This window comes from Alicyclobacillus suci (assembly GCF_017329615.1).
Taxonomy (GTDB): Bacteria; Bacillota; Bacilli; order Alicyclobacillales; family Alicyclobacillaceae; genus Alicyclobacillus; species Alicyclobacillus suci.
On the sequence record NZ_JAFMTW010000049.1, the window covers coordinates 1 to 23,697 of the forward strand.

At 49.6% G+C, this 23,697-nt stretch carries 31 protein-coding genes; 24 read left to right on the top strand and 7 right to left on the bottom strand.

What is annotated here, in order from left to right:
* The 7 genes from J3482_RS16975 to J3482_RS17005 form a co-directional block, all read left to right on the top strand.
* Nucleotides 1-460, top strand: a 460-nt coding sequence (locus J3482_RS16975; protein WP_206922798.1) for a hypothetical protein, incomplete at its 5' end; no start/stop codon positions are given.
* 4 nt (nucleotides 461-464) lie between these two features.
* The gene (locus J3482_RS16980) at nucleotides 465-710 is read left to right on the top strand and encodes a hemolysin XhlA family protein (RefSeq protein WP_206922723.1); all 246 of its coding nucleotides are present in this window, start codon (nucleotides 465-467) and stop codon (nucleotides 708-710) included.
* A gap of 13 nt (nucleotides 711-723) precedes the next feature.
* Entirely contained in the window at nucleotides 724-966 is a 243-nt protein-coding gene (locus tag J3482_RS16985; RefSeq protein ID WP_206922799.1) for a hypothetical protein, read from the top strand.
* Nucleotides 966-3,185 (top strand): glycoside hydrolase domain-containing protein, encoded by a 2,220-nt coding sequence (locus J3482_RS16990; RefSeq protein ID WP_206922800.1) that lies wholly within the window; start codon nucleotides 966-968, stop codon nucleotides 3,183-3,185. Before J3482_RS16985 ends, J3482_RS16990 begins: the two co-directional genes overlap by 1 nt.
* Nucleotides 3,186-3,198: 13 nt before the next feature.
* On the top strand, nucleotides 3,199-3,753 hold the full coding sequence (locus tag J3482_RS16995; protein WP_206922801.1) for a hypothetical protein: 555 nt from the start codon (nucleotides 3,199-3,201) through the stop codon (nucleotides 3,751-3,753).
* A 190-nt stretch (nucleotides 3,754-3,943) separates the two neighbouring features.
* Complete coding sequence (locus tag J3482_RS17000; protein ID WP_206922802.1) at nucleotides 3,944-4,120, top strand: hypothetical protein; 177 nt, start codon at nucleotides 3,944-3,946, stop codon at nucleotides 4,118-4,120.
* Between the two features lie 12 nt (nucleotides 4,121-4,132).
* Entirely contained in the window at nucleotides 4,133-5,005 is an 873-nt protein-coding gene (locus J3482_RS17005) for an SDH family Clp fold serine proteinase (RefSeq protein ID WP_206922803.1), read from the top strand.
* 3 nt (nucleotides 5,006-5,008) lie between these two features.
* Here J3482_RS17005 and J3482_RS17010 read toward each other — a convergent pair whose 3' ends face one another.
* Nucleotides 5,009-5,164, bottom strand: coding sequence for a hypothetical protein (locus J3482_RS17010; RefSeq protein ID WP_206922804.1), 156 nt, complete (start codon nucleotides 5,162-5,164; stop codon nucleotides 5,009-5,011).
* Between the two features lie 50 nt (nucleotides 5,165-5,214).
* On the opposite strand from J3482_RS17010, the gene J3482_RS17015 reads away from it, so the two are divergent.
* Nucleotides 5,215-5,403, top strand: a complete 189-nt coding sequence (locus J3482_RS17015) for a hypothetical protein (protein WP_206922805.1) — start codon at nucleotides 5,215-5,217, stop codon at nucleotides 5,401-5,403.
* 370 nt (nucleotides 5,404-5,773) lie between these two features.
* Here J3482_RS17015 and J3482_RS17020 read toward each other — a convergent pair whose 3' ends face one another.
* Nucleotides 5,774-6,109, bottom strand: a complete 336-nt coding sequence (locus J3482_RS17020) for a hypothetical protein (protein ID WP_206922806.1) — start codon at nucleotides 6,107-6,109, stop codon at nucleotides 5,774-5,776.
* Between the two features lie 70 nt (nucleotides 6,110-6,179).
* The gene (locus tag J3482_RS17025) at nucleotides 6,180-6,386 is read right to left on the bottom strand and encodes a helix-turn-helix transcriptional regulator (RefSeq protein ID WP_206922807.1); all 207 of its coding nucleotides are present in this window, start codon (nucleotides 6,384-6,386) and stop codon (nucleotides 6,180-6,182) included.
* A 137-nt stretch (nucleotides 6,387-6,523) separates the two neighbouring features.
* On the opposite strand from J3482_RS17025, the gene J3482_RS17030 reads away from it, so the two are divergent.
* From J3482_RS17030 to J3482_RS17080, 11 genes are all read left to right on the top strand, one after another.
* Nucleotides 6,524-6,718: a hypothetical protein gene (locus tag J3482_RS17030; RefSeq protein WP_206922808.1), complete on the top strand. Its 195-nt coding sequence runs from the start codon at nucleotides 6,524-6,526 to the stop codon at nucleotides 6,716-6,718.
* 1 nt (nucleotide 6,719) lies between these two features.
* Nucleotides 6,720-6,890, top strand: coding sequence for a hypothetical protein (locus J3482_RS17035; RefSeq protein WP_206922809.1), 171 nt, complete (start codon nucleotides 6,720-6,722; stop codon nucleotides 6,888-6,890).
* 406 nt (nucleotides 6,891-7,296) lie between these two features.
* A complete protein-coding gene (locus J3482_RS17040; RefSeq protein WP_206922810.1) occupies nucleotides 7,297-7,452 on the top strand; it encodes a hypothetical protein in 156 nt (51 codons plus the stop codon).
* The gene (locus J3482_RS17045; protein WP_206922811.1) at nucleotides 7,433-7,786 is read left to right on the top strand and encodes a hypothetical protein; all 354 of its coding nucleotides are present in this window, start codon (nucleotides 7,433-7,435) and stop codon (nucleotides 7,784-7,786) included. Before J3482_RS17040 ends, J3482_RS17045 begins: the two co-directional genes overlap by 20 nt.
* Nucleotides 7,787-7,909: 123 nt before the next feature.
* Entirely contained in the window at nucleotides 7,910-8,590 is a 681-nt protein-coding gene (locus J3482_RS17050; RefSeq protein WP_206922812.1) for a M23 family metallopeptidase, read from the top strand.
* On the top strand, nucleotides 8,577-10,856 hold the full coding sequence (locus J3482_RS17055; RefSeq protein WP_206922813.1) for a type IV secretory system conjugative DNA transfer family protein: 2,280 nt from the start codon (nucleotides 8,577-8,579) through the stop codon (nucleotides 10,854-10,856). Before J3482_RS17050 ends, J3482_RS17055 begins: the two co-directional genes overlap by 14 nt.
* A 453-nt stretch (nucleotides 10,857-11,309) precedes the next feature.
* Nucleotides 11,310-11,822 carry a GNAT family N-acetyltransferase gene (locus J3482_RS17060; protein WP_146821955.1) on the top strand — a complete coding sequence of 171 codons (513 nt, stop codon included), beginning with the start codon at nucleotides 11,310-11,312 and terminating at the stop codon, nucleotides 11,820-11,822.
* A 270-nt stretch (nucleotides 11,823-12,092) separates the two neighbouring features.
* Nucleotides 12,093-12,968, top strand: a complete 876-nt coding sequence (locus tag J3482_RS17065; RefSeq protein WP_206922814.1) for a LysR family transcriptional regulator — start codon at nucleotides 12,093-12,095, stop codon at nucleotides 12,966-12,968.
* Nucleotides 12,969-13,135: 167 nt separating this feature from the next.
* Nucleotides 13,136-14,548, top strand: a complete 1,413-nt coding sequence (locus J3482_RS17070) for a UbiD family decarboxylase (RefSeq protein ID WP_206922815.1) — start codon at nucleotides 13,136-13,138, stop codon at nucleotides 14,546-14,548.
* Between the two features lie 104 nt (nucleotides 14,549-14,652).
* Nucleotides 14,653-15,240 (top strand): UbiX family flavin prenyltransferase, encoded by a 588-nt coding sequence (locus tag J3482_RS17075; RefSeq protein WP_146822059.1) that lies wholly within the window; start codon nucleotides 14,653-14,655, stop codon nucleotides 15,238-15,240.
* Nucleotides 15,241-15,280: 40 nt separating this feature from the next.
* Nucleotides 15,281-16,843 (top strand): hypothetical protein, encoded by a 1,563-nt coding sequence (locus J3482_RS17080; protein WP_146821958.1) that lies wholly within the window; start codon nucleotides 15,281-15,283, stop codon nucleotides 16,841-16,843.
* A 52-nt stretch (nucleotides 16,844-16,895) separates the two neighbouring features.
* Here the strand turns inward: J3482_RS17080 and J3482_RS17085 are convergent, their stop codons facing one another.
* Both J3482_RS17085 and J3482_RS17090 read right to left on the bottom strand, forming a co-directional pair.
* Entirely contained in the window at nucleotides 16,896-17,432 is a 537-nt protein-coding gene (locus J3482_RS17085; RefSeq protein ID WP_146821959.1) for an ABC transporter substrate-binding protein, read from the bottom strand.
* A 323-nt stretch (nucleotides 17,433-17,755) separates the two neighbouring features.
* A complete protein-coding gene (locus J3482_RS17090) occupies nucleotides 17,756-18,094 on the bottom strand; it encodes an ABC transporter substrate-binding protein (protein ID WP_206922816.1) in 339 nt (112 codons plus the stop codon).
* A gap of 144 nt (nucleotides 18,095-18,238) precedes the next feature.
* On the opposite strand from J3482_RS17090, the gene J3482_RS17095 reads away from it, so the two are divergent.
* The 3 genes from J3482_RS17095 to J3482_RS17105 all read left to right on the top strand — a co-directional run bounded on the left by J3482_RS17095 (nucleotide 18,239) and on the right by J3482_RS17105 (nucleotide 21,357).
* Nucleotides 18,239-19,531 (top strand): MFS transporter, encoded by a 1,293-nt coding sequence (locus J3482_RS17095; protein ID WP_438938626.1) that lies wholly within the window; start codon nucleotides 18,239-18,241, stop codon nucleotides 19,529-19,531.
* Between the two features lie 41 nt (nucleotides 19,532-19,572).
* Entirely contained in the window at nucleotides 19,573-20,577 is a 1,005-nt protein-coding gene (locus J3482_RS17100; RefSeq protein WP_236018341.1) for a zinc-binding alcohol dehydrogenase family protein, read from the top strand.
* Nucleotides 20,578-20,721: 144 nt separating this feature from the next.
* Nucleotides 20,722-21,357, top strand: a complete 636-nt coding sequence (locus tag J3482_RS17105) for a DUF1345 domain-containing protein (RefSeq protein ID WP_146821963.1) — start codon at nucleotides 20,722-20,724, stop codon at nucleotides 21,355-21,357.
* A gap of 7 nt (nucleotides 21,358-21,364) precedes the next feature.
* Here the strand turns inward: J3482_RS17105 and J3482_RS17110 are convergent, their stop codons facing one another.
* Together J3482_RS17110 and J3482_RS17115 are read right to left on the bottom strand one after the other, a co-directional pair.
* Complete coding sequence (locus J3482_RS17110) at nucleotides 21,365-21,781, bottom strand: CoA-binding protein (RefSeq protein ID WP_146821964.1); 417 nt, start codon at nucleotides 21,779-21,781, stop codon at nucleotides 21,365-21,367.
* Nucleotides 21,782-21,888: 107 nt separating this feature from the next.
* Nucleotides 21,889-22,140, bottom strand: a complete 252-nt coding sequence (locus J3482_RS17115; protein WP_146821965.1) for a hypothetical protein — start codon at nucleotides 22,138-22,140, stop codon at nucleotides 21,889-21,891.
* A gap of 180 nt (nucleotides 22,141-22,320) precedes the next feature.
* Between J3482_RS17115 and argC the strand changes: the two genes are divergently transcribed.
* Nucleotides 22,321-23,358 (top strand): N-acetyl-gamma-glutamyl-phosphate reductase, encoded by a 1,038-nt coding sequence (argC, locus tag J3482_RS17120; protein WP_236018338.1) that lies wholly within the window; start codon nucleotides 22,321-22,323, stop codon nucleotides 23,356-23,358.
* A 13-nt stretch (nucleotides 23,359-23,371) separates the two neighbouring features.
* Nucleotides 23,372-23,697, top strand: a 326-nt coding sequence (locus tag J3482_RS22285; RefSeq protein WP_499706834.1) for an amino acid kinase family protein, incomplete at its 3' end; no start/stop codon positions are given.

The following is a 23,697-nucleotide window of genomic DNA, read 5'->3' on the forward strand; positions in this document are numbered from 1 at the left end:
TACACGCCTCATCCTCAAGGGCGAGCGCATGGAAGACCCAGGCGAAGACAAGTATTTCTATCATTGCGCCATCGCTCTGGATAGCAACTGGAAGATTGAGGCCCAGGGCAAGACGGTCGCCATCACGGAGATTGATTATGAGCGATGCACCGTGTTCCGCCCTCCAATCCCGGAATCCCGGATCAAGACAGGGCTGGCCGCTGTCATGCGATGCGAGGGACAGAAATACGACTGGCTCGCCATCGTTAACGACGGGCTGTCTTACCTCACACACGGCCTGATACATCTTCCAGATAAGTGGATAGCGTCAGTTGAGCACAAACGGAAAATCTGCTCGTCTTTGGTGTCGCTCTATTTCAAGGCCGCGCAATGGGGGCCGAAATTTGGCTGGAGGGTAAGTCCAGAGGATATCTATGATGCAGTGCAGGATTGGCCCGTTAGCGGGCAGGCAGCGGGGTGAAGATGTGGGAGAACAGATACCAGGATGGGCACAAGACATCAGAGAGAGTGTGGCCCGCATTGAAACAAAGTTAGAGCGTTACACAGATACGCAAGACAAGGCGCAAGATGCGGATAGTCGTTCCAAAGAGAATGAGCGTCGGTTGGACAAGTTGGAGGAGTCGCATACGTGGTTGTGGCGGACGGTATCCGGTGCGATTATTGCTGGCGCTATTGGTTCGGTGATTGCGTTTCTCGGGCATATCCACTAAAGGAGTGATGCCATTGCGGGCGCATGTGTACATCATCATATCCCTTTGTATCGTCACAGGCCTGCAAATCAGCGGGCCTATTTTTTATGGATTCGCGCCGTGGTGCAACGTGATCCAGTACGTCAGTGGGTTTGCCTATGCAGGCGCGCTGGCTGTTGCACTTCACGTCGCAGTGCACTATTTCACCGTGCATCGACCGCAGTTACAGAGGATTGAGGAACATCTGAAACACCTTCGAAAGGAGCGTGAGCTCTAATGGCTTACAATACGATAAAACTTACTGACCAACAACTCGCTCGTATCCGACAGCGCGCCGCATCCGCGCGCGTGCTCGCGCCTGCCTCCAATCAGGGGGCTGACCTCTCGCAATGGTGTGGGAGTGTGTTCGACCAGGGGCAAGAGGGCGCGTGCGCTGATTGCACGACGCGAGACTTTTTGCTTTGGTTGCAAAACAAATATGGCTACAGTCCTGTGATTGACCCATCCGTCAACGCCAACTATTATTTCGCACGATTGATGTACGGCGATCTCAACACGGATGGTGGATCTAGCCTTCATGATGCGTTCCAAGCGGCGGTCACGTATGGCGTCATCCCGTCGTCCGACTTTGCCTTTGGCCCAAACACCCTTTATGTTGAGCCTCCTCTCCAAGACGTCGCATTCCAGGCGAGTTCCCTTGAGGATTTGCCGATCAGCACGGAGGCCATACGCGCGTCACTGGATAGCGGCGTGCCAGTCGGCATCAGCATCCTCGTGATGCAGACACTCTATAGCCCAACGATGTACGACGGCATGCATATCGTGGACGCGGGCACCGTCGAGCCAAACCAAGGTCATGGTGTGTTTGTAGTGGCGTACAAGCCTGACCCAACATACGGCTACCTCTATAGGTTCCAAAATTCTTGGGGCACAAGCTACGGAGATAACGGCTTTGCATGGTTCACGGAGGCCTACCTAAAACAGTGTCTGGTCGAGGCTTGCACACTCGATATCCCTAAGACTCGCACAGCGCCTGTACCGCCTAACATCGTCCTGCAGGTTGGTGCGGATAAGCCATCATACACGGTCGGAGACAGTGTGTCGGTTTGGGTCACACTCGAAAACCACGGACAGACCATCATCGGCCAGTACGTCGATATCGCCATCAGCGATGGTAATGACGGCAGTATCCCGATGTTGGCGGACGGTAAAAACGGATTTTCGTGGGCACCGGCTGCCGCTGGGACGTACACGCTCACAGCCACATGGGGCAATCTCAAGGCCACTGCGCAGGTGACCGTGAGTGCAGCACAGCCGACGCCGCAGCCAAACCCTGCACCCGCTCCAAGTCCTACGCCGCAACCGACGCCAAGTCCTTCTCCAGCACCACAAGGAGGTTCGCAATTGCTTCACCTGGATTGTTCGACGCGTTTAACCGCGGCAAACGTGCAAGCACTCAAATCCGCCGGATACAAGGTGATTGGACGGTATCTCGGTGCCAAGACAACCTCTATGACCAAGACGATCACGCCCGATGAGCTGAAAACTATCCAAAGCGCCGGGCTATCCGTAATTCTCTTCTGGGAAACCAACCCGACGAGCGCGGCCTATTTCACCGCAGCCCAGGGGTCGGCGGATGCAAAACAAGCAATGGAAGAGATGCAGTATCTCGGCGCTCCGAAAACTGCAGCCATCTACTTCGTGGTTGACTACGATGCGCAGTCGTCTGATATGGCGGCTATCGAGGCTTATTTCAAGGCCGTGTACCAAACGGTCAACGGCGCTTACCTGGTCGGTGCATACGGCAGCTATGCCGTCGTGTCTGCTCTATGGAAAACGGGATACGTCGACAAGGTGATGCAGACCTATGCCTGGTCTGCTGGGCAGGTGTCTAACTGTCACGTCTATCAGTACCAAAACAACGTCACTGTGGCCGGTGTCAACGCTGACCTCAACGCGGTATTTGCGGCGCCGGGGTCATGGCCGGAGGTGACACCACAGGTGCCTAACTTGTCGGCCAATCCTACCGTCCAGTCTGGGAGCACGGGCGCGGCGGTGCAGGCGCTCCAAATCGCGCTTATGCGGCTAGGGTACAGCGTTGTCGGCACTGCGGATGGCGACTTTGGGCCCAATACACTGAGCGGCGTCAAAGCCTTTCAGACGGCGCAAAAACTAACCGTTGATGGCATTGTGGGCCCAGCAACGTGGGCCGCGCTGGATAAGGCTGTAGGTGCGCTTAAACCGCCGACTCCTGTTCCCACACCGGCGCCCGCTACGGTAACGGCAACACCAATCCATGCGCAGGTCAACGGCAAAGACGTACAAGCCTATGCTATCGACGACAAGACATATGTTTTGTGGTCAGCTATTCCCGGTGTACAAGACCAAAAACTGTCCGATGGTGGATGGAACTTCGTCACCAATTCCGTTGACGAGAAACCTGTCTCGTTGACGTTGTCATATCCAGATGGCTCTACCCAAACAATCAAACTTTGAGGAGGCTGTTCATATGAGCGTAATTATCTCAAGCGTAGTAAATGACGCGGTTGTATTGGCGGGCGTTGCAGGTACTTTGTTGGGATTCGGCAAGTCAAAGTGGTTCCAGGCTGCAGTAACGTTTGCCAAGGGAGAAGAAGGGACAATCGTAAAGATTGCAGAGGATGTACTTCATACGCCCGCGGCTAAAGCGGTGGAAGCCAAACTGCATATGGACCTCAATTCGGCGACGAACGACGTAAAGAAGTTCGCTTTGTCGACCTATGCACAGGCGGCCATTCAAGGTGCCAAAGCAGCATATGAGGATCTGAGCCCATCCGAGCAAGCCGCGGCTATCAAGTTTGTGAAAGACCACCTCCCGAAGTCCGCGGAAGCGACGGAGAAAGAGATTGTTGCCGCTTTGAAGGATGCGCCCACCTTGGCGAAACTGTTCGAAGGTGACGCAACCTTCGCGAAGGCGCGCGAACTGACCGACTTGTTGTCTAAAGCCGCAGAACCAGCACCCGCACAACAGGAGCAAACTTCTCCTGCAGGTGATGGACAGGCTACTCAACCGGCGGTATCCTAACGTCATCCTCCATGGAAATTACGTCGGTGCAGAGGGGACGGCTTTTGCCGTCCTTTTCTGCGTGTAATTGCATATATAGTGTTTAGGCGTACAAATGGCCGTTCGAACCGCTAAATGGAGCGGATTGTATATTCGACAAAAGTATTGATAAAATATTGTTGGCAGTACGTTTGTCATGGGGGTGTAACGTATGTACGACTCGATTTTTCAGATGAGGGATCAACTGGTTCGTGGGCAGTCACAAGATGGCCGTTCATCGAACGTTGACAAGTTCTCAAAGGCATACGATAAGTATCAAAAAGACTTGGCGTCTGTCGGAGTTAAACCTTCCAAGGAACAACTGTATGGACGGCCATACAAAGCCTAAGGAGTCATTATAATGACACTACAGTTGCCAACACAAACTCCGTTATTTTATGCAGTAAATCGCGATCGGTATGGTCGTCAGAGTTTTATAAAAGATATAGAAAACGTTACTGGACGTCGATTGATTATTTACATTGCAAATATGGCACATCAACAAAGCGCCATTACCAATGAAGATATCGCTCCTTTCCATGAGTTGGTGACTACGCTCGAAAAGAATTGTGATGTGGACTTTATGCTTCAAAGTCCTGGCGGTGATCCTAATGCAGCCGAGATGCTGATTAATACGCTGTTATCAAAGGCTAGGCATATTCGGATGATTATTCCGCAATCCGCAAAGAGTGCAGCTACGATGATCAGCTTAGCTGCGGATGAAATTGTGATGAGCGATACTTCCGAATTGGGACCTATTGATCCACAGGTACCTATGATAACACCATTTGGGTATGTCTATCGCCCTGCGTTTGCGTTGCTTAACACACTAGATATCATTAAAGAAGAGCATAAAAATGGTGAACCTTTAAACAGTGCTTATGTACCGGTTCTCCAGGGGGTCGATGCGGCTCTTATTGATGCGTGTCACAAAGCGATTCAACAATCCAAGGATATCGCAGCGAAATGGCTGATGCGGGCACAGTGCTTAAATAATCCAACTGGCGCCGAGCATATTGCTAATCAGCTTACTGATGTGAATAAATATCCTAGCCATGCACAAGTCATTAATCATGCTGAGGCAGCGGGACTAGGACTCAACGTTCGGTATCTAAGTGATCAAGATGATGTTTGGCAAGCTATGTGGCGGCTGTATATTCGTTATATAACCGAAATACGGGAACATGGATTGGTTAAAGTATTTGAAAGTAACTATGCCTCCGTAACTATATGAACGTTACTTAATCCGCCTTTTAGGCGGATTTTTCATCTCACCAACGCCCCATCCTTCATCTCCATTTAACGCCATCCGGCTCCAGTTCAGCCACTCGCATCCCATGTTCCGCAGCAATTTGCGAATATCCTCCACACTCAAAATTCTCCTATACGTCATCGACCGATTGTCCACCCAGAGTTATCGTGCTCCTATGGAGGCGATACGGAATGAGATATGTACTTGTTGATCTGTATGATGTAGTCGACTTTGAGCAATTGAGCGAATACGGGGATATTGTGGTTTTAATTCCATGGGTACCGGCGCTTGGCATGAAGTGTACTCGGAAACAGCTTGCTGCCCTTGAGAAGCATCCGCTCGTGAAGGCATGCAGTGATGTCACCCAAGAGTTCTGGTAAGTGGATAAGATGCATCCTGAGCCCAGGTGGGGATAGGGGCACTGCGTGCGTGACAGAAAAATGACCTGTATAATCCGCGATTCCCTGCACACAATAACGGTCGTAGGGAGATGATGTGTAGCAAATACGACCCTTTGGGATGTCTCATTTACCATCGACGACTTACAGGGAGAGACCGCCTTGTGCGGTCTTTTTCGTGTGTGAAAATAAAAATGGCCCACCATGGTCCGCTGTCCCTGGACGGCACGGTGAGCGGTGTTGCGTATAACGTGTCATCTGTAGGACATCTTATAACTCCTCAGTGATTTAACATGAGGGAGCCGCACCCCATTATATTGGTGATGACTACCCTGGGGCGCGGTTTTTTATTTCAAGGTTCTCGATCTTCATGTTCATTTTCCTCGTTTGAAATCATGATTACGCGGCCGTTCTTTAACTTGAATTCTGCATGCGCGATATTTTCATCCTTAACAACTTCTGAGATCCAATCACGAACGGTTTCACTTTGTTTTCCAGATAATAATGAAACGATTGTTACTATAGTACCTAAATCTTGAAGGGCTGTGCTGAATAAATTAAATACTGTGCCGAATGTGTCGCCTTTACAAGTTATATACTCAAAATCTACATTCTCATTTAGATATTCACTCAAAATATCCTTTACGTTCATCACTTCTGAGTTAGGCACCTGAATCCTAAGATTCATTCAGTTTCACCATCCTCAGCAATCAATCGTTTAGCCATTTCAATTCCGCGATGCCAATTAGGACGTGATTTCATTCGCTTTCATCCTCCTCCAAAGGCCACAACTCATCTACTGTAGTACCGAGTGCCCGTGCGATCTTTTGGGCTGTCCTCAGATTGGGCAATGATTTTCCTCTAACAATAAGACTCAGTGCAGTATTTGATATCCCCACTTTTTCGCAAAGCCAAGCCTGCTTAATACCTTTTTCGTCAAGGTACTTTTTGAGGCGTCCATCCATATGTAATCACCAATTAAAAAATTCTGCATGTCCTTTTAATTGTCCTTCAAAGTGTACTTGCAAGTCAGTAGGCATCAGCCCATATCCTCTACCATCAACAACACATCACACCACAACACAGCGTAGGAGGGGCGACGTTGGAGGGCGAGAAGCGGAAGCAAGTTTATTTCAACCTTGATGCAGACTCAGACGTTTACGAGGAAGCAAATACGATGCAGTTCTCGACGGAAGTAAAACGGTGGCTACGAGAAAGAGTGGCCCGTAAAAAAGCAATCCGGACTAAACCCAGCGAGTTAACCATCGACACATCCAAACTAGGAGGTGACCGGTGAGGTGGATGAAATGATGTATGTCGTCGTTGGCGAAGCGGAGGCGTACTTATGCGCATTTGAGTGGCTTGGGTGTTGGATTGCGGCCGGTTACCGCGTTTACGGTGTCGCCGACACGGTGTGGGAGGCTACATTGCTGTACCGCAAGGCTTTGCAAGGGGAGGGGATGGTGTAGCTTCAACACCACACCACATCCTTAGGACAAATAAAAAAGCCGCTCAAGTCGGCGGCTATACTCCTGCCCAATGGGTGATGGGTAGTATCACCCTATGCGTGAGTGTCGGTAAAGATGCCTGTCTAGTGCCATATATGCGTAATTAAATCACCCAACAACATAAATCCTACACCGATTAATTCAACTACCGGCATGCGATCACCCCTTGTCAAGAACGATGTTTTTTATTCCAAAAATTATTCCGTTGCGATTGCTCATCTTAATTTTTACGAAATGGAGATGAACGATGCATGTACTACTTGGGCGGCTTGGCGCTAGCGTTCGGGCTTGGAATTGTTATTGGAGGAATTGGCCAGCGCATCATCAGAAGGTTTTCCAAGTGAAACGAAAGTCAGGAGGAAACGGAATGACCACCGTTGAGCAGGACGTTATTAGAATCATCGAACAGATTTCGGGCCATCTTCAAGAGCTTGGTCTCGATGATTCGGCAGCTAAGGATCATGCATATGGGATTGTTCAGGATATTGTGTGGAGGTTGCGATATGAGAACAAAGACGTATGACTTTCGTTCGTTTGTGTCTGAAGGTCGCTTAGTCCGGACTGATAGCGTAACGCAGCACAGCGTAGCGAAATTATGTGCATTGTTGGCCGGGGCCATTGCGGCCCCGAGTGTAGCATGCGCGGGCACGCCACAGCCGGATATCAAGGACGCCTTTGACCCGGTGATCCACATGCTCCAGGACATGGCGCTCCCTGTCGCATCTATCGTTCTTGCCTGGGCATGCTTGCAGGCCATGATCGGCCACCCGGCGCAGGCCGTCGACAAAGCAAAGTGGGCAGTTCTCGGCTACCTCGCAATGCGGTATGTGCCCGGCTTGCTAAAGAGCTTGGGATAGGGGTGATTCGAGTGCTATTCGGTGTGTTATGCGGGCTGAAGATAGCGTTCTACTCTCTGTGCTCGGCCAACCTTGGCTTGTGTGTGACGCGGAATATCATCGCGATTCGGCAGGTGAAACGTCATGAGAATTAGCACGGGGTATGGCGTGATGGATTCGACGCACACGGATCACGTCCATCAAGGAATAGATTTTGCGGTCGACGCCGGGACTTCTGTGCATTCGATTGAGCCAGGCGTCGTGGTCAATGTGACTCACGAAGGTGCACAGGGATTCGGAAACGCCGTCTGGGTGAAGTTCCAGGATGGCTACACGGCGGTCTACGGTCATCTACAGTCAGTGGATGTGCGTGTTGGAGACAAAGTGACATCTGACAGTATCCTCGGCGCAGTCGGTTCGACGGGACACAGTACAGGGCCGCATCTACATCTTGGCATCCGCAACCAGGCCGGGCATTGGGTGGATCCGAATGCATATCTCCATCAATCCGCATCCGACCAGTGGAAAGACCAGGTGGAGACGTGGGGGCAACAGTTATTCGGGATACCAAAGGGGATATGGGATGCAGGGACGCCTCATGCGCACGTGATTGACCCATCGAATGCACTAACACAAGCGTTGTTTGAGGTTTTCAAGGAGATTGGTATCGCATTTCTGCATCTCGCGCCGGGCTTGTTGCTGGTCGTGTGTTGCGCGGCTATCCTTGGGGCCATGATCGGTAGTCTGAAATGCCGTAGCATAGCCGGCGTGTCTGCGCTCGGAACAATCATCGCAAAGGTGATGGATAACTATGTCGGAGGTTAAGACATTCCGTATCATCCCCGACCGCGCCGTTGACAACAAGCGCGGTCACGAATTCACCCGGGCGCTTCACGACTACATGTTTAAACCTTGGCATAAGCGATTACGTGTGAGGGACGCGCGCCTCGAAAGATTGGGAACGGTTTGGTACGTGATGAGACTGACCGCAAAAGAAATCACATTCCATCTGGCTGCGGCCGAGGAGTATGAGACGTTCATCAAACAGCGCCTCGGCCGCTATTGGGAGCGCGCCGCAGTGATGGATGAGGAACTACCTAAGATGAAGCCGCTCCACACGGCTGCCGCCGAACTGAACTACACCCGCCACAATATCTTCGCCCTGGCGGCCGACTGGCGCCAAGACACAATCCCTATTGCCTCCATCCTCAACGTGGCGCGTGATATGCGCGAAGGTGACGAGGCGCGCGTATTGATTGCTCTAACTCCGTATAGCCGCAAAGCGTGGCAGGACTGGTCGGACAGAGCGTGGGATGAGTTCAAGAAAGGTCGCACGCCGCACCGTAGCGTCGGTGGCCGCTTCAACATCAAACAGTTGGCCGTAGGTCTGGATGGTCAGATACAAGGGATGTCTGATTTAGCCGGCACTATCTTTGACGGCAGTATCGCAAAAGAAATAGACCTCAAGCGCAAGCAGCGCCACAAGCCGGACTACGAAAAACGCGAAATTATGCAGGACGGCCGACTAGGGCGAGAGACTACGCAGAAGCGCAACGAACCAGTTTTCCGCACCCACATATTTGTCCTTTCTCACTCGGACGATATGAACCGCCGACAAATCACTCTTCGGGCACTATCCAACGCGTTTACCGAACTGTCGGGCGACAACGAACTCAAACGGAAAGAATATGGCCGGGCGTCGATCAGGATAGTCGACATGCTCAATCGATGGGAAGTGACGAGCCGGGCGACTGACAACCTCATGTCCTGCTCAGAGACCGGGAAGTTGTTTCAGCTGCCGACCGCATCGCTCCAAGACGAATACGCGCAGTTCATGACGACCATCGAGCGGCGGGAAACGGGTATGTCGGAAAAGCTGCTCAAAGCCAAGATCATCATGGGGTCCATATCGTTTAAGGGTGAAACGCGAGAGTGGGGCCTGCCTATCAGTGACTGGGATGAACTGTGTCTGCCACGGGCGGTCATTGGCGGCATGGGAACGGGCAAGACATCTGGGTTCGGCGGCAACTTCGGGGCGCGCGCGTTGGCGAATGGTTTCAGCGTGTTCTCAATAGATGTAGCGAAAGACGAATTAGGCGAGGAAATTGACATCGGGGCGCGCGCACTCGGCGTACCAGAAGAAAAACTCATCCATCTGCACTTCGGGGAGCGCGCTATCCGTCTGGATTGGCGGGAGGGGATGCGCGGGAAGCGCGCGGCGAATCGTCTGGCCGGGGAAGTGCTGAATTTCTTCAACCTCCACGGGCATGAAGCAGGAGTTGAGACGGCGCGGTTACTTCGCCTCGCAGCCAAAACCATCGGCATGATTGGTGGCTCGTTGTATGACATGATGCTGCTTTTTACCTATAAGGGATACCGAGGGGAAACAGCCGACACAATCAGGCAACAGCGCCCCGACTTGTACGATGAGTGGCAGGCGTTTGAACGGTTAAGCGATGGCATGAAGGGCAAAGTGTTGGAACCAGTGCTGAATCGACTCGATATGCTGCTTGGGGATGACTATCTGCGCGAGTGCTTCCGATGTGCTGATGGCATAGACTTCACGCAATACATGACCGGAGGCTATCACATCCGTATCTATGTGCCCAAGCGCGATTTAGGCGCAGAGACTACCGACATCCTTGTCGATTTCCTCATGAGCAAAATCGAACTCGCCATGTTCGCCCGTGCGGAAGAAGACCAGGTTCCCGCGTTTGTCATCGCGGATGAACCGCATCAGTTCAGATCATGCGCGCCTCGCTGGGAACGGATGACCGTGGAGTCACGGAAATGGCGTGTAGGGCTGATATTCATGTTCCACCTTTGGGATCAGGTTCCGAAAACGCTCACCAACAGTATCAAAGCGGCCGGCGCACATTTTACGATTTACACGACGTCGAAACAGATACTCAAAGACTTGGCGGAGGAAATAGACCCGTTCACTGTGGAGGAAGCGCTCAAGACACCACGACACTATGCTATCAATGTGATCCGCTCAGGCGGGGAGACGATCACTCCGTTTATGGCGAAGATGAGTGCACCGCCGAGCAAGTGGAAACTGAAAGAACCCAAACAAGAAGAAGTGGGTTGAGTGATAAAGAACATGGGTGGGATAGGCTAGGGAAGAGGAGCGGCATGTATTCGGGATGCCGCTCCCTTAGCTTATATCCAATTTTATTCAATTTGTAGATCCGTTTTTATCCACCTAATCGTCTACGAATGATCTACAAATGATCTACAAACCCTATACAAATCAAACGTTTTTAAGCATCCAAATGCACTCTTAAACTCCCGTCATCTCGCGTAAAATGCGTTATCTCGTAGAACTCCGGAGCCAGAGGTCGGGGGTTCGAATCCCTCCGGACGCGCCACTTTTTGTAGCAAGTGAATTGCAGTTCTACCAAGGCTTCTCGGGTTTTCCGAGAAGCTTTTTTATTTCTTCACAAAGCCGCTATGCTACAAATTTGTTACAAATCATTTTGGCGCCTCACCACTTTTTCGATTGTACAATGGATTCACTAGAATACTTTGGGGGTGGACTATGATGAACCTACTGATTAGACCGGTTCGTATAAGCGATGTTCAATCTATTTATCGCATTATGATGCAGGAGCAGGTTATGCCCTATATCATTTCACTTCCCAGCGACCGTCTTGAACAACTGGAAGATAGGTATCGAACGTTACCTAAAAACGTATACGAATTTGTCGCTGAGGTAGACGGTGATGTAGTGGGAAATGCGGGTTTGGTTCAGTTATCTGCACGAAGGTCTCATGCTGGCACGTTTTACATAGCGGTAGATTCAAATTTTCACGGTAAAGGCATTGGCACAGCATTGATGACGAAGATTCTCGATTTAGCGGATAACTGGTTGATGTTAGAACGGGTGGAACTAGGAGTTCTAGCAACGAATCCAAGGGCACAAGCTTTGTATGAACGACATGGGTTTGTTGTGGAGGGGAAAAAGAGAGCCGCAATTCGCAGTGCAGGCGAATATGTAGACGAAGTGGTTATGAGTCGCCTGCGCCCGAACGGCTTGTTAAATCGGCAAGTTTGATGAAGTGGGCCAATGGTCGATTAATTACGTACATAGTCGTACATGTAATTAAGGTGTTCACCGAAGACACTTATTAGATTCGGTCATGATAGTGATTGCGATTGGCAAGCTCGCCGGGAGCTTCATACAATGTCACTGAATCAGGGATTTGTCAGCCGACTTTGGGGGTGCGCACGTGAAACTGGTAGGGGACGCAATTTAATATAAAATTAACGTAATAATCATTTATTTTGTCAATTTTATAGTGAATTTCCGGTGAGGTGAGCGTAAATGACTTTCGATCAACTCGTGGCATTTTTGAGTGTTTCTAAAACGAATAACTATAGCGCCACTGCGAAGTTGCTTCATTTGGCTCAACCTGCGGTTACAAGCCGTATAAAGAACTTGGAGTCTGAATTGGGGACGACCTTATTCCAGCGTTTCGATGGAACGTTGGAGCTTACCCCGGCTGGTCGAAAACTGTTTGATTATGCCCAGAAAATTGTAGACCTAGTTCAACAAGCAAAGGTAGATGTGGGACAGCAATCTGACGAAATCACGATAGGCGCAACTTCAACGTTAGCCGTGCACTTTGTGCCCAAAATTTTAAGACTGTTATATCAGTGTACAGAACGAACGAAATTCATCATCAGGCAGGGGAGGTCGATGAATCTTTTAAATTTGGTGTTAGAAGGAAATTTGGATATGGCATTGATGAACAATCGTATTGAGCACCCGGACATTGTGATTACGCAACTTCGTGAGTTATTGAGAATTGTTCTGGTTGCTTCGGCAGATCACCCGATATTAGCGGAATCGAACATCACAATCGATGTTATTAGGAATTATAAACTTATGCAAACCCAAAAACGACAAGGGTTTTGGAAGTTCGTTGATAATCGGTTAAAGCAGTTTCATGTAGGTCTTGAAGCTGACATCACGGTTGACAACGTGGAGATAGCGAAAGAAATTCTCCTGCAGACATCTTTTCTTGCATTTATGCCTTATTTATCTATTGAAAAGGAGCTTGAGCGGGGCGTTTTAAAATGTATCTATGTCGAAAATTTTCCGGTACTCGAGTTTCCCATTTACATGATTCATCATCAGAAGTCCGATAAATCCAGAAATGTTCAATTAACGCGCAGTTTATTGGGTGTCACTAAGTAGTACATCCACGATGTTTGGGATGCTCATGATGAACATGAAAATAATCTTGGGTAGGCTCTAAAAATTATTTGGGCACGTGATTTCCATATGGCGGAATGCACAGAAAATTCATAACATCCCCATCGATACACTTACCGTGAACAAATCATTCAAGGTGGGGTGCTCTGATGGGATATCGTGACTTGCGTGAGTACTTAGATGCCCTTAAACGGATTGGGAAACTGAAAGTGATTGATCGCGAGGTTGACAAGGATTGGGAAATATCAGCCGTGGGACGAGTGGCATTTCAATCCATTCCAGAGGTGGAACGCCCGGCATTGATGTTTACTAACGTTAAAGGGCATGATGTGCCTGTTGTGTTTGGAATTCTAGGCGGATCTCGTTCGATTTATGCGAAGGCACTCGACACGGAGTTTGAGAATGTGCAGCAGAAATGGTCTCATGCGCAAAATAATCCGATTCCTCCAAGGGTGGTCGCTACCGGCCCATGTAAAGAGAATATCTTAGTTGGCGACGACATTGATATTTTCAAATTTCCGGTTCCAACTTGGACAGTGGGCGAAGACCCAGCACCGTACTTAACTTCGCCATTTGTGTTCACTAGAGATCCCGATACCGGAGTACAGAATGTCGGTACATATCGGGTGATGCTAAAAGAAAAAAACAAACTTGGCGTATGGGTGAACTTTGTGCAGCATGCGCGTAAGCATGTGGAGAAGTACAACGAGCGAAATGAACGAACACCTGTGGCCATTGTCCTGGGGACGGATCCATCAATTGGCCTTTGCTCTGTGTCGAGAATGATATATGGGTTGGATGAGTTATCGGTTGCCGGCGGCTTAAGAGGTGAAGCGGTAGATGTCGTGAAGTGCGAGACCCACGATTTACTGGTACCCGCCACGGCGGAAATTGTGATTGAGGGATTTTTTAGACCGAACTTTCTGGAAGAGGAAGGTCCTTTTGGAGAATATCCTGGCTATATGGGGCCGAAAGCCATGTCTTATGTTATGGACATTACGTGTATTACGCACAGAAATAAACCTATTTATCAAGCCTTTTTGAGTCAAATGCCACCAAGTGAGTCTAGCATGATTCGTAGCATTGGTCGCGAAGCGGGCATTTATAAGCATTTGGTCAGTGATTTGCGACTGCCGGTCAAAGATGTGCACCTGCTTGAGGCTGGCGGTGCCGCTGCCTATTTAGCGATTTCAATGAAAAAGGAGTACGAGGGGCAAGTGCGCCAGGTCATGCTAGCTGCCTGGTCGGTTGACCCTACGCTCGGCAAATTTTGTGTTGTGGTCGATGATGATATCGACATTCGTGATCAATTTATGTTGAATTGGGCGATGTCATGGCGCGTTCAACCTCATAAAGATGTGTTTATCATTGAAGACTTGCCAGCAGTCCGGCTTGATCCATCGCAAGCTGCCGATGATGTACCACAATTGGACCCATCCCGCCGGGTGTCGTCGAAGATGGGGATTGACGCGACCAGGAAGCACAAATTCCCGCCAATTGCCTTACCCCCCAAAGACCATCTTGAACATGTGCGAGCACACTGGGATGAATACTGGTCCTAATGTAGCAGGCATGCCCGCGAATGAATGTTCATTTGCGGGTTATTGCGCTTGGAGTAGACAAAGGAGAATTTTTGACCTGTTTTAAAAAAGTGAGGATTGTTGATATGAGACTAATTGTCGGTATGACCGGAGCAACTGGGGCTATATTAGGGATTCGAATGCTTGAAGCGCTAAGGGAGTACGCTGTGGAGACACACCTGATCCTCTCAAAATGGGCAGAGACCACAATCCGAATTGAAACCGATTATAAAGTGGAGGATGTAAAAAAACTTGCGAGTGTTATACATCGAGAGGACAATCAAGCAGCGTCGATTTCAAGTGGCTCTTTTATAACAGACGGAATGATTATCTCGCCATGCAGCATGAAAACGCTTTCTTCAATCCGCGTTGGGTATGCAGATACCTTAATAGGCCGCGCTGCAGATGTCGTATTGAAAGAACGGCGCAAGTTAGTCCTGATCACTCGAGAATGCCCTTTGAGTGATATTCACCTTGAAAATATGTTGTATTTGTCTCGAATGGGCGCAGTCATATTCCCACCTGTGCTCACTTTTTACAATCATCCAAGTTCATTAGATGACGTGATTAACCATGTGGTAGCCAGAACACTTGACCAGTTTGGAATTGAAAATGATTGGACGAAACGATGGGCGTCTCCGATGCCTGTATCAACTTCTTATCCGCGTGTCTAGTTTGTAACTTTATGAATGGAAATATTGGGGGGAGAGGTTCGTGACTGATAGCGATACAATGTTTAAACCTTATTGGTTTCGAGTAAACCGCGGCGATTTAGACGCGATGATAAGTCACTTTGGGGTAAACATCACCGATATGGCCATACCAGCATTGTTACTTGCTGGTGTGGGGATACCGCTAGATTTCTCGGTAGGTCATATGCTTCCTGGCTTTTCCCTGGGTTTTTTACTAGCCGGTTTATGGGTAACTTGGAGTGCTCGTCGCTTGGCCAAGAAGACGGGACGGTTAAATGTTACATCCCAGGTTTTCGGCATCAATGTTCCGTCAGCAACTGCTTTTTCAATTTCAATTATGTTACCTGTGTATCAACTGACGCATAATCTGTCAGCCTGCTGGGCGTCGGGTGCGGCCGCAGTGTTTTGGATGGGAATCTTCAAACTCGTGAGTGCACCTTTTGCTAAATACATTCGGCGTCTGATTCCTAGACCGGCGGTGATGACGGTATTTGCGGCCGCCATGTATAGTTACTTGTCCATGACGATTGTCGTTCGGTTGTTTTCCAGCCCGCTGTTAGGCGTCATCTCATTGGCCATTGTGCTCTGCGGCGTGTTTGCGAAGATTCCATTGACGCGGTGGAAGCTTTCACCGTTTTTAATTGCGTGGGTGATTGTTCTTGCCGTGGGTTTGATATCTGGTGATATCGACATTCAATGGACTGGAGTGCACTTGACATCGCCTTGGAATATGGCGCCACATTTTGGGGCGTATCTGGTGAAGGATGTTTCGTACTTTTCTATCATTGTCCCCATGTCCGTCTATGCGATTTTACAAGACCTAGCTTCCGTCGAAGCTGCAAAGCGTGTTGGTGACGAGTATTCGGTTGTTAACACGCTGTTCATGGATGGGGTCTGTTCATTGATTATTGGGGTGTCCGGTGGGATTATACCGACTGTGATGTACGCAGTCCATCCTTCATACAAAAATCTGGGTGCACGAATTTCATACCATTTTTGGGTTCCCATTGTGATGTTACTTGTTGTCATGGCTGGGCTTTCCATGCCAGCCATTGATTTGTTCCCGTGGTCGCTTCGAGCGGCCGTTATTGCCTATGTGTCGATAGGCGTCGGACGCGCGGCAATCACCAACATCGAGCATCGCTATCTAAATGCCTTTTTATTAGGCATCATTATCCCGGGTGCGTACTTGATTCAGTCAACGATACAAGAGAGTTTGGCTGCTCTGAAGATTCAGCTTACTCCTCAGGTTATAGAAGTCTTGGATAAAGCGATATACTGGGAACCAATCAGCGGAATGGCGAACGGGTTTTTAATGTTGGTTTTAATCATTACCGCAATGTCAGTATCTTTAATCGATAGAAAATTTATTGTAGCTGCTTTGTGGTCGTTATTTGGTGCACTATCCGCATGGCTTGGTCTCATCAATGCACCCAGGTTTGGGTGGGGAGAAGCGCCCAGTTATGCGATTGCATGGCTTGCTGGGACGGTGGTTATTCTTCTTGTCTGGCTTGGGGTCCCCAGCGCGTTGCGGTCTAGTCACGCTGACACTGAAGCTGAACATCCCATTTCTCGTGAGCTTTAGGATGTAACATGGGGTCTCCAGGATAGAGGGGATCCCATGTTTTCATTTCAGGTTAGCTGTGGCTCTTGTCAATCCAAATGTACTGAAATGGGTCAGTGAGTACTGGGCTCATGGTGAAGCCGTGTACCCATGGATTGACCGAGGCAAACTCCATCGTTTGGTCAACCGGAACCCATGCGGCATCCGCCATCACTTGATTGGTCACTTTTGCGTACAATTGGTCTTGCGCCTGTTGGTTAGTCATATATTCTGCAGCGTTCAACTCTTTGTCCACCTGTGGGTTGCTGTAATGATTCATATTGTTGTCTAGAATCTGATTTGAGTTGAACAGCGTGTTCAAAAAGTCGGACGGGTCAGGGAAGTCCTGTGACCACGCACTCATGTACATTTGTGCGTTACCGGACATGCCTTCGGCCAAGAAGTCAGAGAAACTGACTTCGTGCAGGCGCAAATGAATTCCGACCGCTTGCATCATAGACTGTATGGCTTGGTCAACACGTAATGAATCAGGACTGTTTTGATCCCAGAAATCAAGCGTCAGACCATTGCTATAGCCAGCCTCTTTGAGCAGTTGCTTGGCCTTTGCAATATTAAATCCGTTAAATTCGGGCTAAGGAAGGCGTTTGTCCCCTGCTCCCATTGAAGCTCATCCACCTAGGTATTCGGGTTGATGCTTATGGTGACCTGATTGAGGCAGGGAAGTTGATTCCCATACGCATCTCTCTTCTAGTAGTAAGGGTTCCGTTTTAGGACGACCTTTGACTGGGTGTTCGATGCGAGCTCAAAGGGGCCAGTGCCCATGGCTGTCGTTGTATCGAAAGCTGTGTTGCCAACCTTTTGTACGTAGGCGGGATCGACAGCCGATAAGAATGGCAGCGCCAAGACTTGTAGGAAAAAAGTCTCTGGCTTAACCTATTTAATCACGAGCGTGTCAGCATTGGGGGTGGAGATACCAGATATGGTTTTTGCTGTGCCATGGTAATACTCGCTGGCACCTTGAATATCCATAAAGAATTGATTTCCAGGTGATGGTTTTGGTTTTAAATTCTTGTCCAAAATTCGTTCCAATTCGAAGACAAAATCTTTAGCAGATAGTGGATCTCCATTGGAGAATTTCACACCTTGACGAAGATGGAATGTATAGGTCAGGCCGTCTTTGGAAACGGACCACGTTTTGGCGAGGTCTCCGACAATCTTATAGGAGAGGATAACTTGTGTCAGGTAAAAAATCGTTGATTGTGCACGTTTCATATACTAGTATACATATAAACCGCGGATTCATCTTTGCGTTTATCACAAAAGAGCTTGTCGCGTATGAAAGCGCTATCTTTTTTCGCCCGGCAAGACTCGGACTTGCGGTTCATAGTTCAATTTTTGCCGAAAAGGGGGATACACGTGTTTAAGAAGTACAGTGCGCTGGTCATCACGATGTTGTTTTTGGCTAATGTGATTAACTACCTGGACAGGTCGGCCTTTTCCATCGCGGCGCCGATGATTAGTAAGGGGTTTACGTTGACGCCTAGTGAGCTCGGTATGATATTTAGTAGCTTCTTTGTGGGTTACGCGATATTTAATTTCGTCGGTGGGTTCATGTCGGACTTGTATGGACCCAAAAAAGTGTTCGGCGGTTCCATGACGCTGTGGTCCATCTTTTGCGGATTGACGGCAGTGACTTTTAATTTTGCATCGCTTTTTATCGTTCGACTGTTGTTTGGTTTTACGGAAGGCCCACTTGTTTCTACGACCAATAAGACCATTAACAATTGGGTACCGCAAAAGACGCGTGCAAGGGCTGTTGGAATAGCGTTTGCTGGAAGTCCGTTAGGCGGCGCGGTCGCTGGACCGATTGTCGGTTTGATTGCCGTCCATTCAAATTGGCAGGTGTCATTTGTGGTGATTACCTTAATAGGCTTGATATGGGCGCTGGTTTGGATGAAAGCGGTCACGGATAAGCCCAGTCAAAACCGGAAAATTCCGGCAGCAGAATTGGCGGAAATTGAGCGAGATACAACGGTGATGTCGGTTGAAGGAAAAGCAAAAGTTCCTCTGAAGTATTACGCGAAAAAGCCGACGATTCTGTTCACCGCATTGGCGTTTTTTGCGTACAATTACATTTTGTACTTCTTTCTTACTTGGTTTCCTAGTTATCTGGCAGACGCGAAGCATCTTAGTATTTCAAAAATGAGTGTCGCGACCACGATTCCTTGGGTGGTCGGAACGGTTGGATTGTTGTTGAGTGGTTGGGCGTCTGATTATTTATTCAAGTTGACAAACAAACTCATGTTTTCTAGGAAAGTCATTATCGTCGGTGGATTAATTGGGGCTGCTGTGTGTATTGCGGCAACAGGTATGGTAACGACTGCAGTGAGTGCCGTTGTGTTGATGACGATTGGAATCTTTTTCATGTACTTAACAGGGGCCATTTATTGGGCCGTGATCTCTGATAACGTGCAAAGCGACAAGGTCGGCGGAGCGAGTGGGTTTGTTCATATGCTGGCAAATATCTCTGGCATCATTGCACCGACCATTACGGGGTTCATCGTTCAATTCACCGGATCATTCTCCAGTGCGTTCTTATTGGCCGGAATTTTGGCGGTTGTTGGCGCCATATGCGTTGCCTTTTGGGTGAAACCGCTCACCTTGCCAAAGCAAACGTCAGAAGACGCGCAGTTGGGAGTCACACAGTAGTGAATGTGGAAGGGGCGTTCTAGAGGATGCGTGCAGCGGTGATGACAAAGCCATTTACGATTGAGTTTCGAGAGGTTGCACAACCTGTACCAAAGCCACGCGAGGTTCTTGTGCGGGTTCAAGCAGCTGGCATCTGTGGCAGCGATGTGCATTTTTACGACGGTTCAAACCCGTATGCAAATTATCCCCAAATTTTTGGCCATGAACTAGCCGGTGTTGTAGAGGGGGTCGGAGATGACGCTCCATCCTCTCTCGCCGGGAAGCGCGTGGTTGTTGAACCTGCTGTGCCTTGCGGGCGTTGCTATGCCTGTTCCATCAATCGGCCGAACGCGTGCGCGAACATCGATATGATTGGATCCGTCCGAGCTGGCGGTTTTGCAGACTATGTAACGGTCCCAGCTCATCATGTTCACGTGATGCCAGATGATATGCGTTTCGAGGTGGGGGCGGTGTGTGAGCCATTTAGTATTGGGGCACAGGCGATTCGCAGATCTGGGATAAAAGGCGGAGAAACGGTCGCAATTCTTGGTATGGGGCCAATTGGCTTAACTATCTTAAGTCAACTCAAGCGCACGTTTGACGTGACTGTATTTGCTATCGATGTGGTTCCAGAGCGCCTTCAACTCGCGTTGGATTTTGGAGCCGATGCGGTCATTGATGCGCGCAATATGGATGTTGTTGCACACATCTTATCGAAGACGAACGGAGAAGGCGCGAATATTGTACTAGAGGCTGCGGGTGTTCCGAATACGATAGAACAGACGATACACCTTGTCAGTGCGGCGGGGCGCATCGTCATTGTGGGATTGACTGGACAGGATGTGAAATTTCCGGGCCAATTGCTGACAAAGAAGGATATTGAGATTTATGGGACGCGGCATAGTGTCGGACTATTTCCTGCTGTAATGCAATTTCTGCATGAGCATCCAGATGTGGCGGATAAGTTCATTTCTCAGCGCATGAATTTTACTGAACTGGAATCTGCACTTAAACTTGCAAAGCGCTGTCCTGCGCAAGTTACAAAAATTATTTTATTTTATTCGTGAGGGTGTTCCGGTTTTGCGTTGTTGGAATTGGTTTTGTGACTTTCGGGGGATTTAGGGTAAGCCAACCCTCAATCCCCCGAAAGTCGTCAGACGTTTGATTCAAGTCATTCACGTCGACAATTGAAGAGGAGGTGGTGGATATAGATGGGTGACCGTCGTCAATCTTCCGAGCTTCGCATCTGGCCATTTATGATTGTGGTGTTGTTTGTTGGCGTTCTTTATAGTGCTGTATCGGAGACCGTGACGATAGGACCGAGTTGGACGACGTTGGCAATCATAGTGGGCTTTTTGATCCCGTTTTCGATAGCTGTCGTGCGAAAACACCATGGGTGGATCCGGCGGATTGCGCTCACGTTGATTTTCTTGCTGACTGTGGCGCTGATCAGTAATGTGGCTTCGTTGGTGCTTGCGCTGTTCAGGCATCAACCGCATGCGAAGGTATTGTTTTATGATGCGGTTCTTTTGTGGGTGGCGAATGTGTTCGTATTTGCGCTGTGGTACTGGTCAATTGATCAGGGCGGGGCATATCGTCGATATCGTCATCGGTTACAACCAATGGATTTTTTGTTTCCACAAATGACGACGGATGAAGAGGTTTGGCACGATTGGAAGCCGTCATTTGTGGACTATTTGTTTGTCGCGTTTAACACCAATACGGCCTTTAGTCCTACGGACACGTTAATCATGTCCCGGAGAGTGAAAGTTTTGGTGATGACGCAAGCCGCAGTGTCATTGGTGATTGTTGCGGTGTTAGCGGCTAGGGCGATTAGCACCGTTTGATTTTCTGTCAATGTCCAATTAGGCGCGCGTGCTCGATTTTGATACACAGGTCCATCACGAGTGTCTTGTTGTGCTTTTGGGCTAGCTCGGCCGCCGCTTCGTTATAAACGCCCAATTGTGCCCAGATGACGGGGGCGGATAACGCCAGCGATTCCTCAACGACTTCGAAAAGTGCGTCGGAGTTGCGGAAGACGTCGATGATATCGACGGGATGGGGCAGATTGGACAAGGATGTGACGGCAGGTATCCCGAGCACTTCTGTTGCGTTCGGGTTCACGGGAATTATCTCGTATCCTTGCTGCTTTAGGTAGTGGGCCACTTGATAACTTGGTCGATTTGATTTGTCCGACAGGCCGACTATGGCAATTGTCTTGGCGCTTTTCAGGATGCGCGCCAGGGTATTGTCATCCGGATTTTGGAACATAACAGACACCTCCTATGTATTACCATATCACGACAGAGGGCCAGGGTGCCAACCGGTGAGGTGGCACCCACGTCTCTGATGTGGATGAAGAGGAAATTGCCATTTCGTCACATACTGCTTTCACTTTCTGTGTAGTCATAAGCAGGGTAGTCGTAGCCTTGATATTCGATGCTGCCGCCATAGCCGTATGTTTGTGTGTCCATCTCCATGGTGCCGGTCGCGCCGTACGTAGCTGTTGAGATACCTGGGGCTGGCGCGCCTACATAGCTGTAGCTGACTGTTGGACAGAGGAGGAAAAACAACACAAAAATAATGAGAAAGACAACTGCCCATCTTGTATATCCGCCGAATACACCCATCCTGTTCGCCTCCTTTGATGTACTGCATGGAATGATGGGACAATCGCCCGCTGATACGGACATCCGCACAGATGAGTCAAATTGGAAAGTCACTTTACTGCCTGCGCCAAACAATTTACTTCTCACAGGATGAAACTTCCGGTATACTGAATTAAAATTCATAATAGGGGATGTTTATACATGGTGCGTAATCCGCGAGTGGGCGTGATTGGTGCCACAGGGTATGCCGGGATGGAACTGGTGCGTCTGATTTTGCAACATCCATTCATGCAGTTGAGCTACTTGGCCGGTGCACGTGGGCGAGACGAGACATTCTCTGAATTGTTTGTCCACCTAATTCACGAACAGGGCGTTCCGGTGGAAGCGTTCGACCCCAACGCATGTACTGCGGCTTGCGATTTGGCGTTTGTCGCCTTGCCGTCGGGTGAATCGGGACACGTCGCGGCGCAATTGTACGCGTGCGGTTTGCGCGTAATTGATCTCTCCGGCGATTTGCGCCTGTCCCCGGAAGTCTATCAGGCTTGGTATCACAAAAACCCTGTGGACGAGACCGTGCAAAGCGCGGCCGTTTATGGTTTGACGGAGTTTAACGGTGAGCGGGTGGCGACTGCGAATCTTGTGGCGAACCCTGGTTGCTATGCGACGGCCGCAATCTTGGCTGTGAGGCCACTTTGCGCTGCGTCATTTGTCGATGCGTCGCAACCGCTTATCGTCGACGCCAAGTCTGGCGTGACAGGCGCGGGGCGGAGTGCCAAGCCACATTTGCACTTCGCGGAGCTGTCCGACGATTTCTACCCGTACAAGGTGGGGCAGCACCAGCATACGCCAGAAATTGAACAGGCGCTGGACGGGCGATTTTCGGTCTTGTTGACAACGCAACTGTTACCTGTGCGGCGGGGGATTTTCGCGAGCGTGTACGCGCAGTTGGCCGATGTTCCGTCGACTGCAACAGTCTATCGCCTCTATCAGGAAATGTATGCAGATGCGCCGTTTGTTCACGTTCTTTCGCCGCCGCGGGTGCCACATATCAAGGCGGTGGCGGGATCGAATTACGTACACATTGGGTTCTCTGTGAACGAATCCGCGCGCGTGCTGCAGGTGTTTTGCGCCATTGACAATTTGCAAAAGGGCGCCGCTGGGCAGGCGATGCAAAATGCGAACCGGATGTTCGGATTTCAGGAGACGGCAGGTCTAACGACGCCATCGACGTGGATGTGAGGGGGACTGGTGGGTGCGGATTGTGATGAAAATCGGCGGAGCATTGGACGGCCGTGGTGACCGTACGTTGCGAGCGGTCATTGGCGCGGCGATGCAGGACGGTCACGAGTTGGTACTCGTTCACGGAGGCGGACCAGAGATTACGCGCCAATTGACCGAGGCGGGTATTGAACTGCCATTTGTCGACGGACTGCGTGTGACGACGCAAGCGGCGATGCCCATTGTGCTGCGGGCACTGCAGCAGTGTAATCGTGCGTTGATGCGGGCGCTTCGTCCCCTCGCTGATCATTTTGTTCCCATGACGGATGGGACAGTCGCTGTCTCTTATACACATCTGAC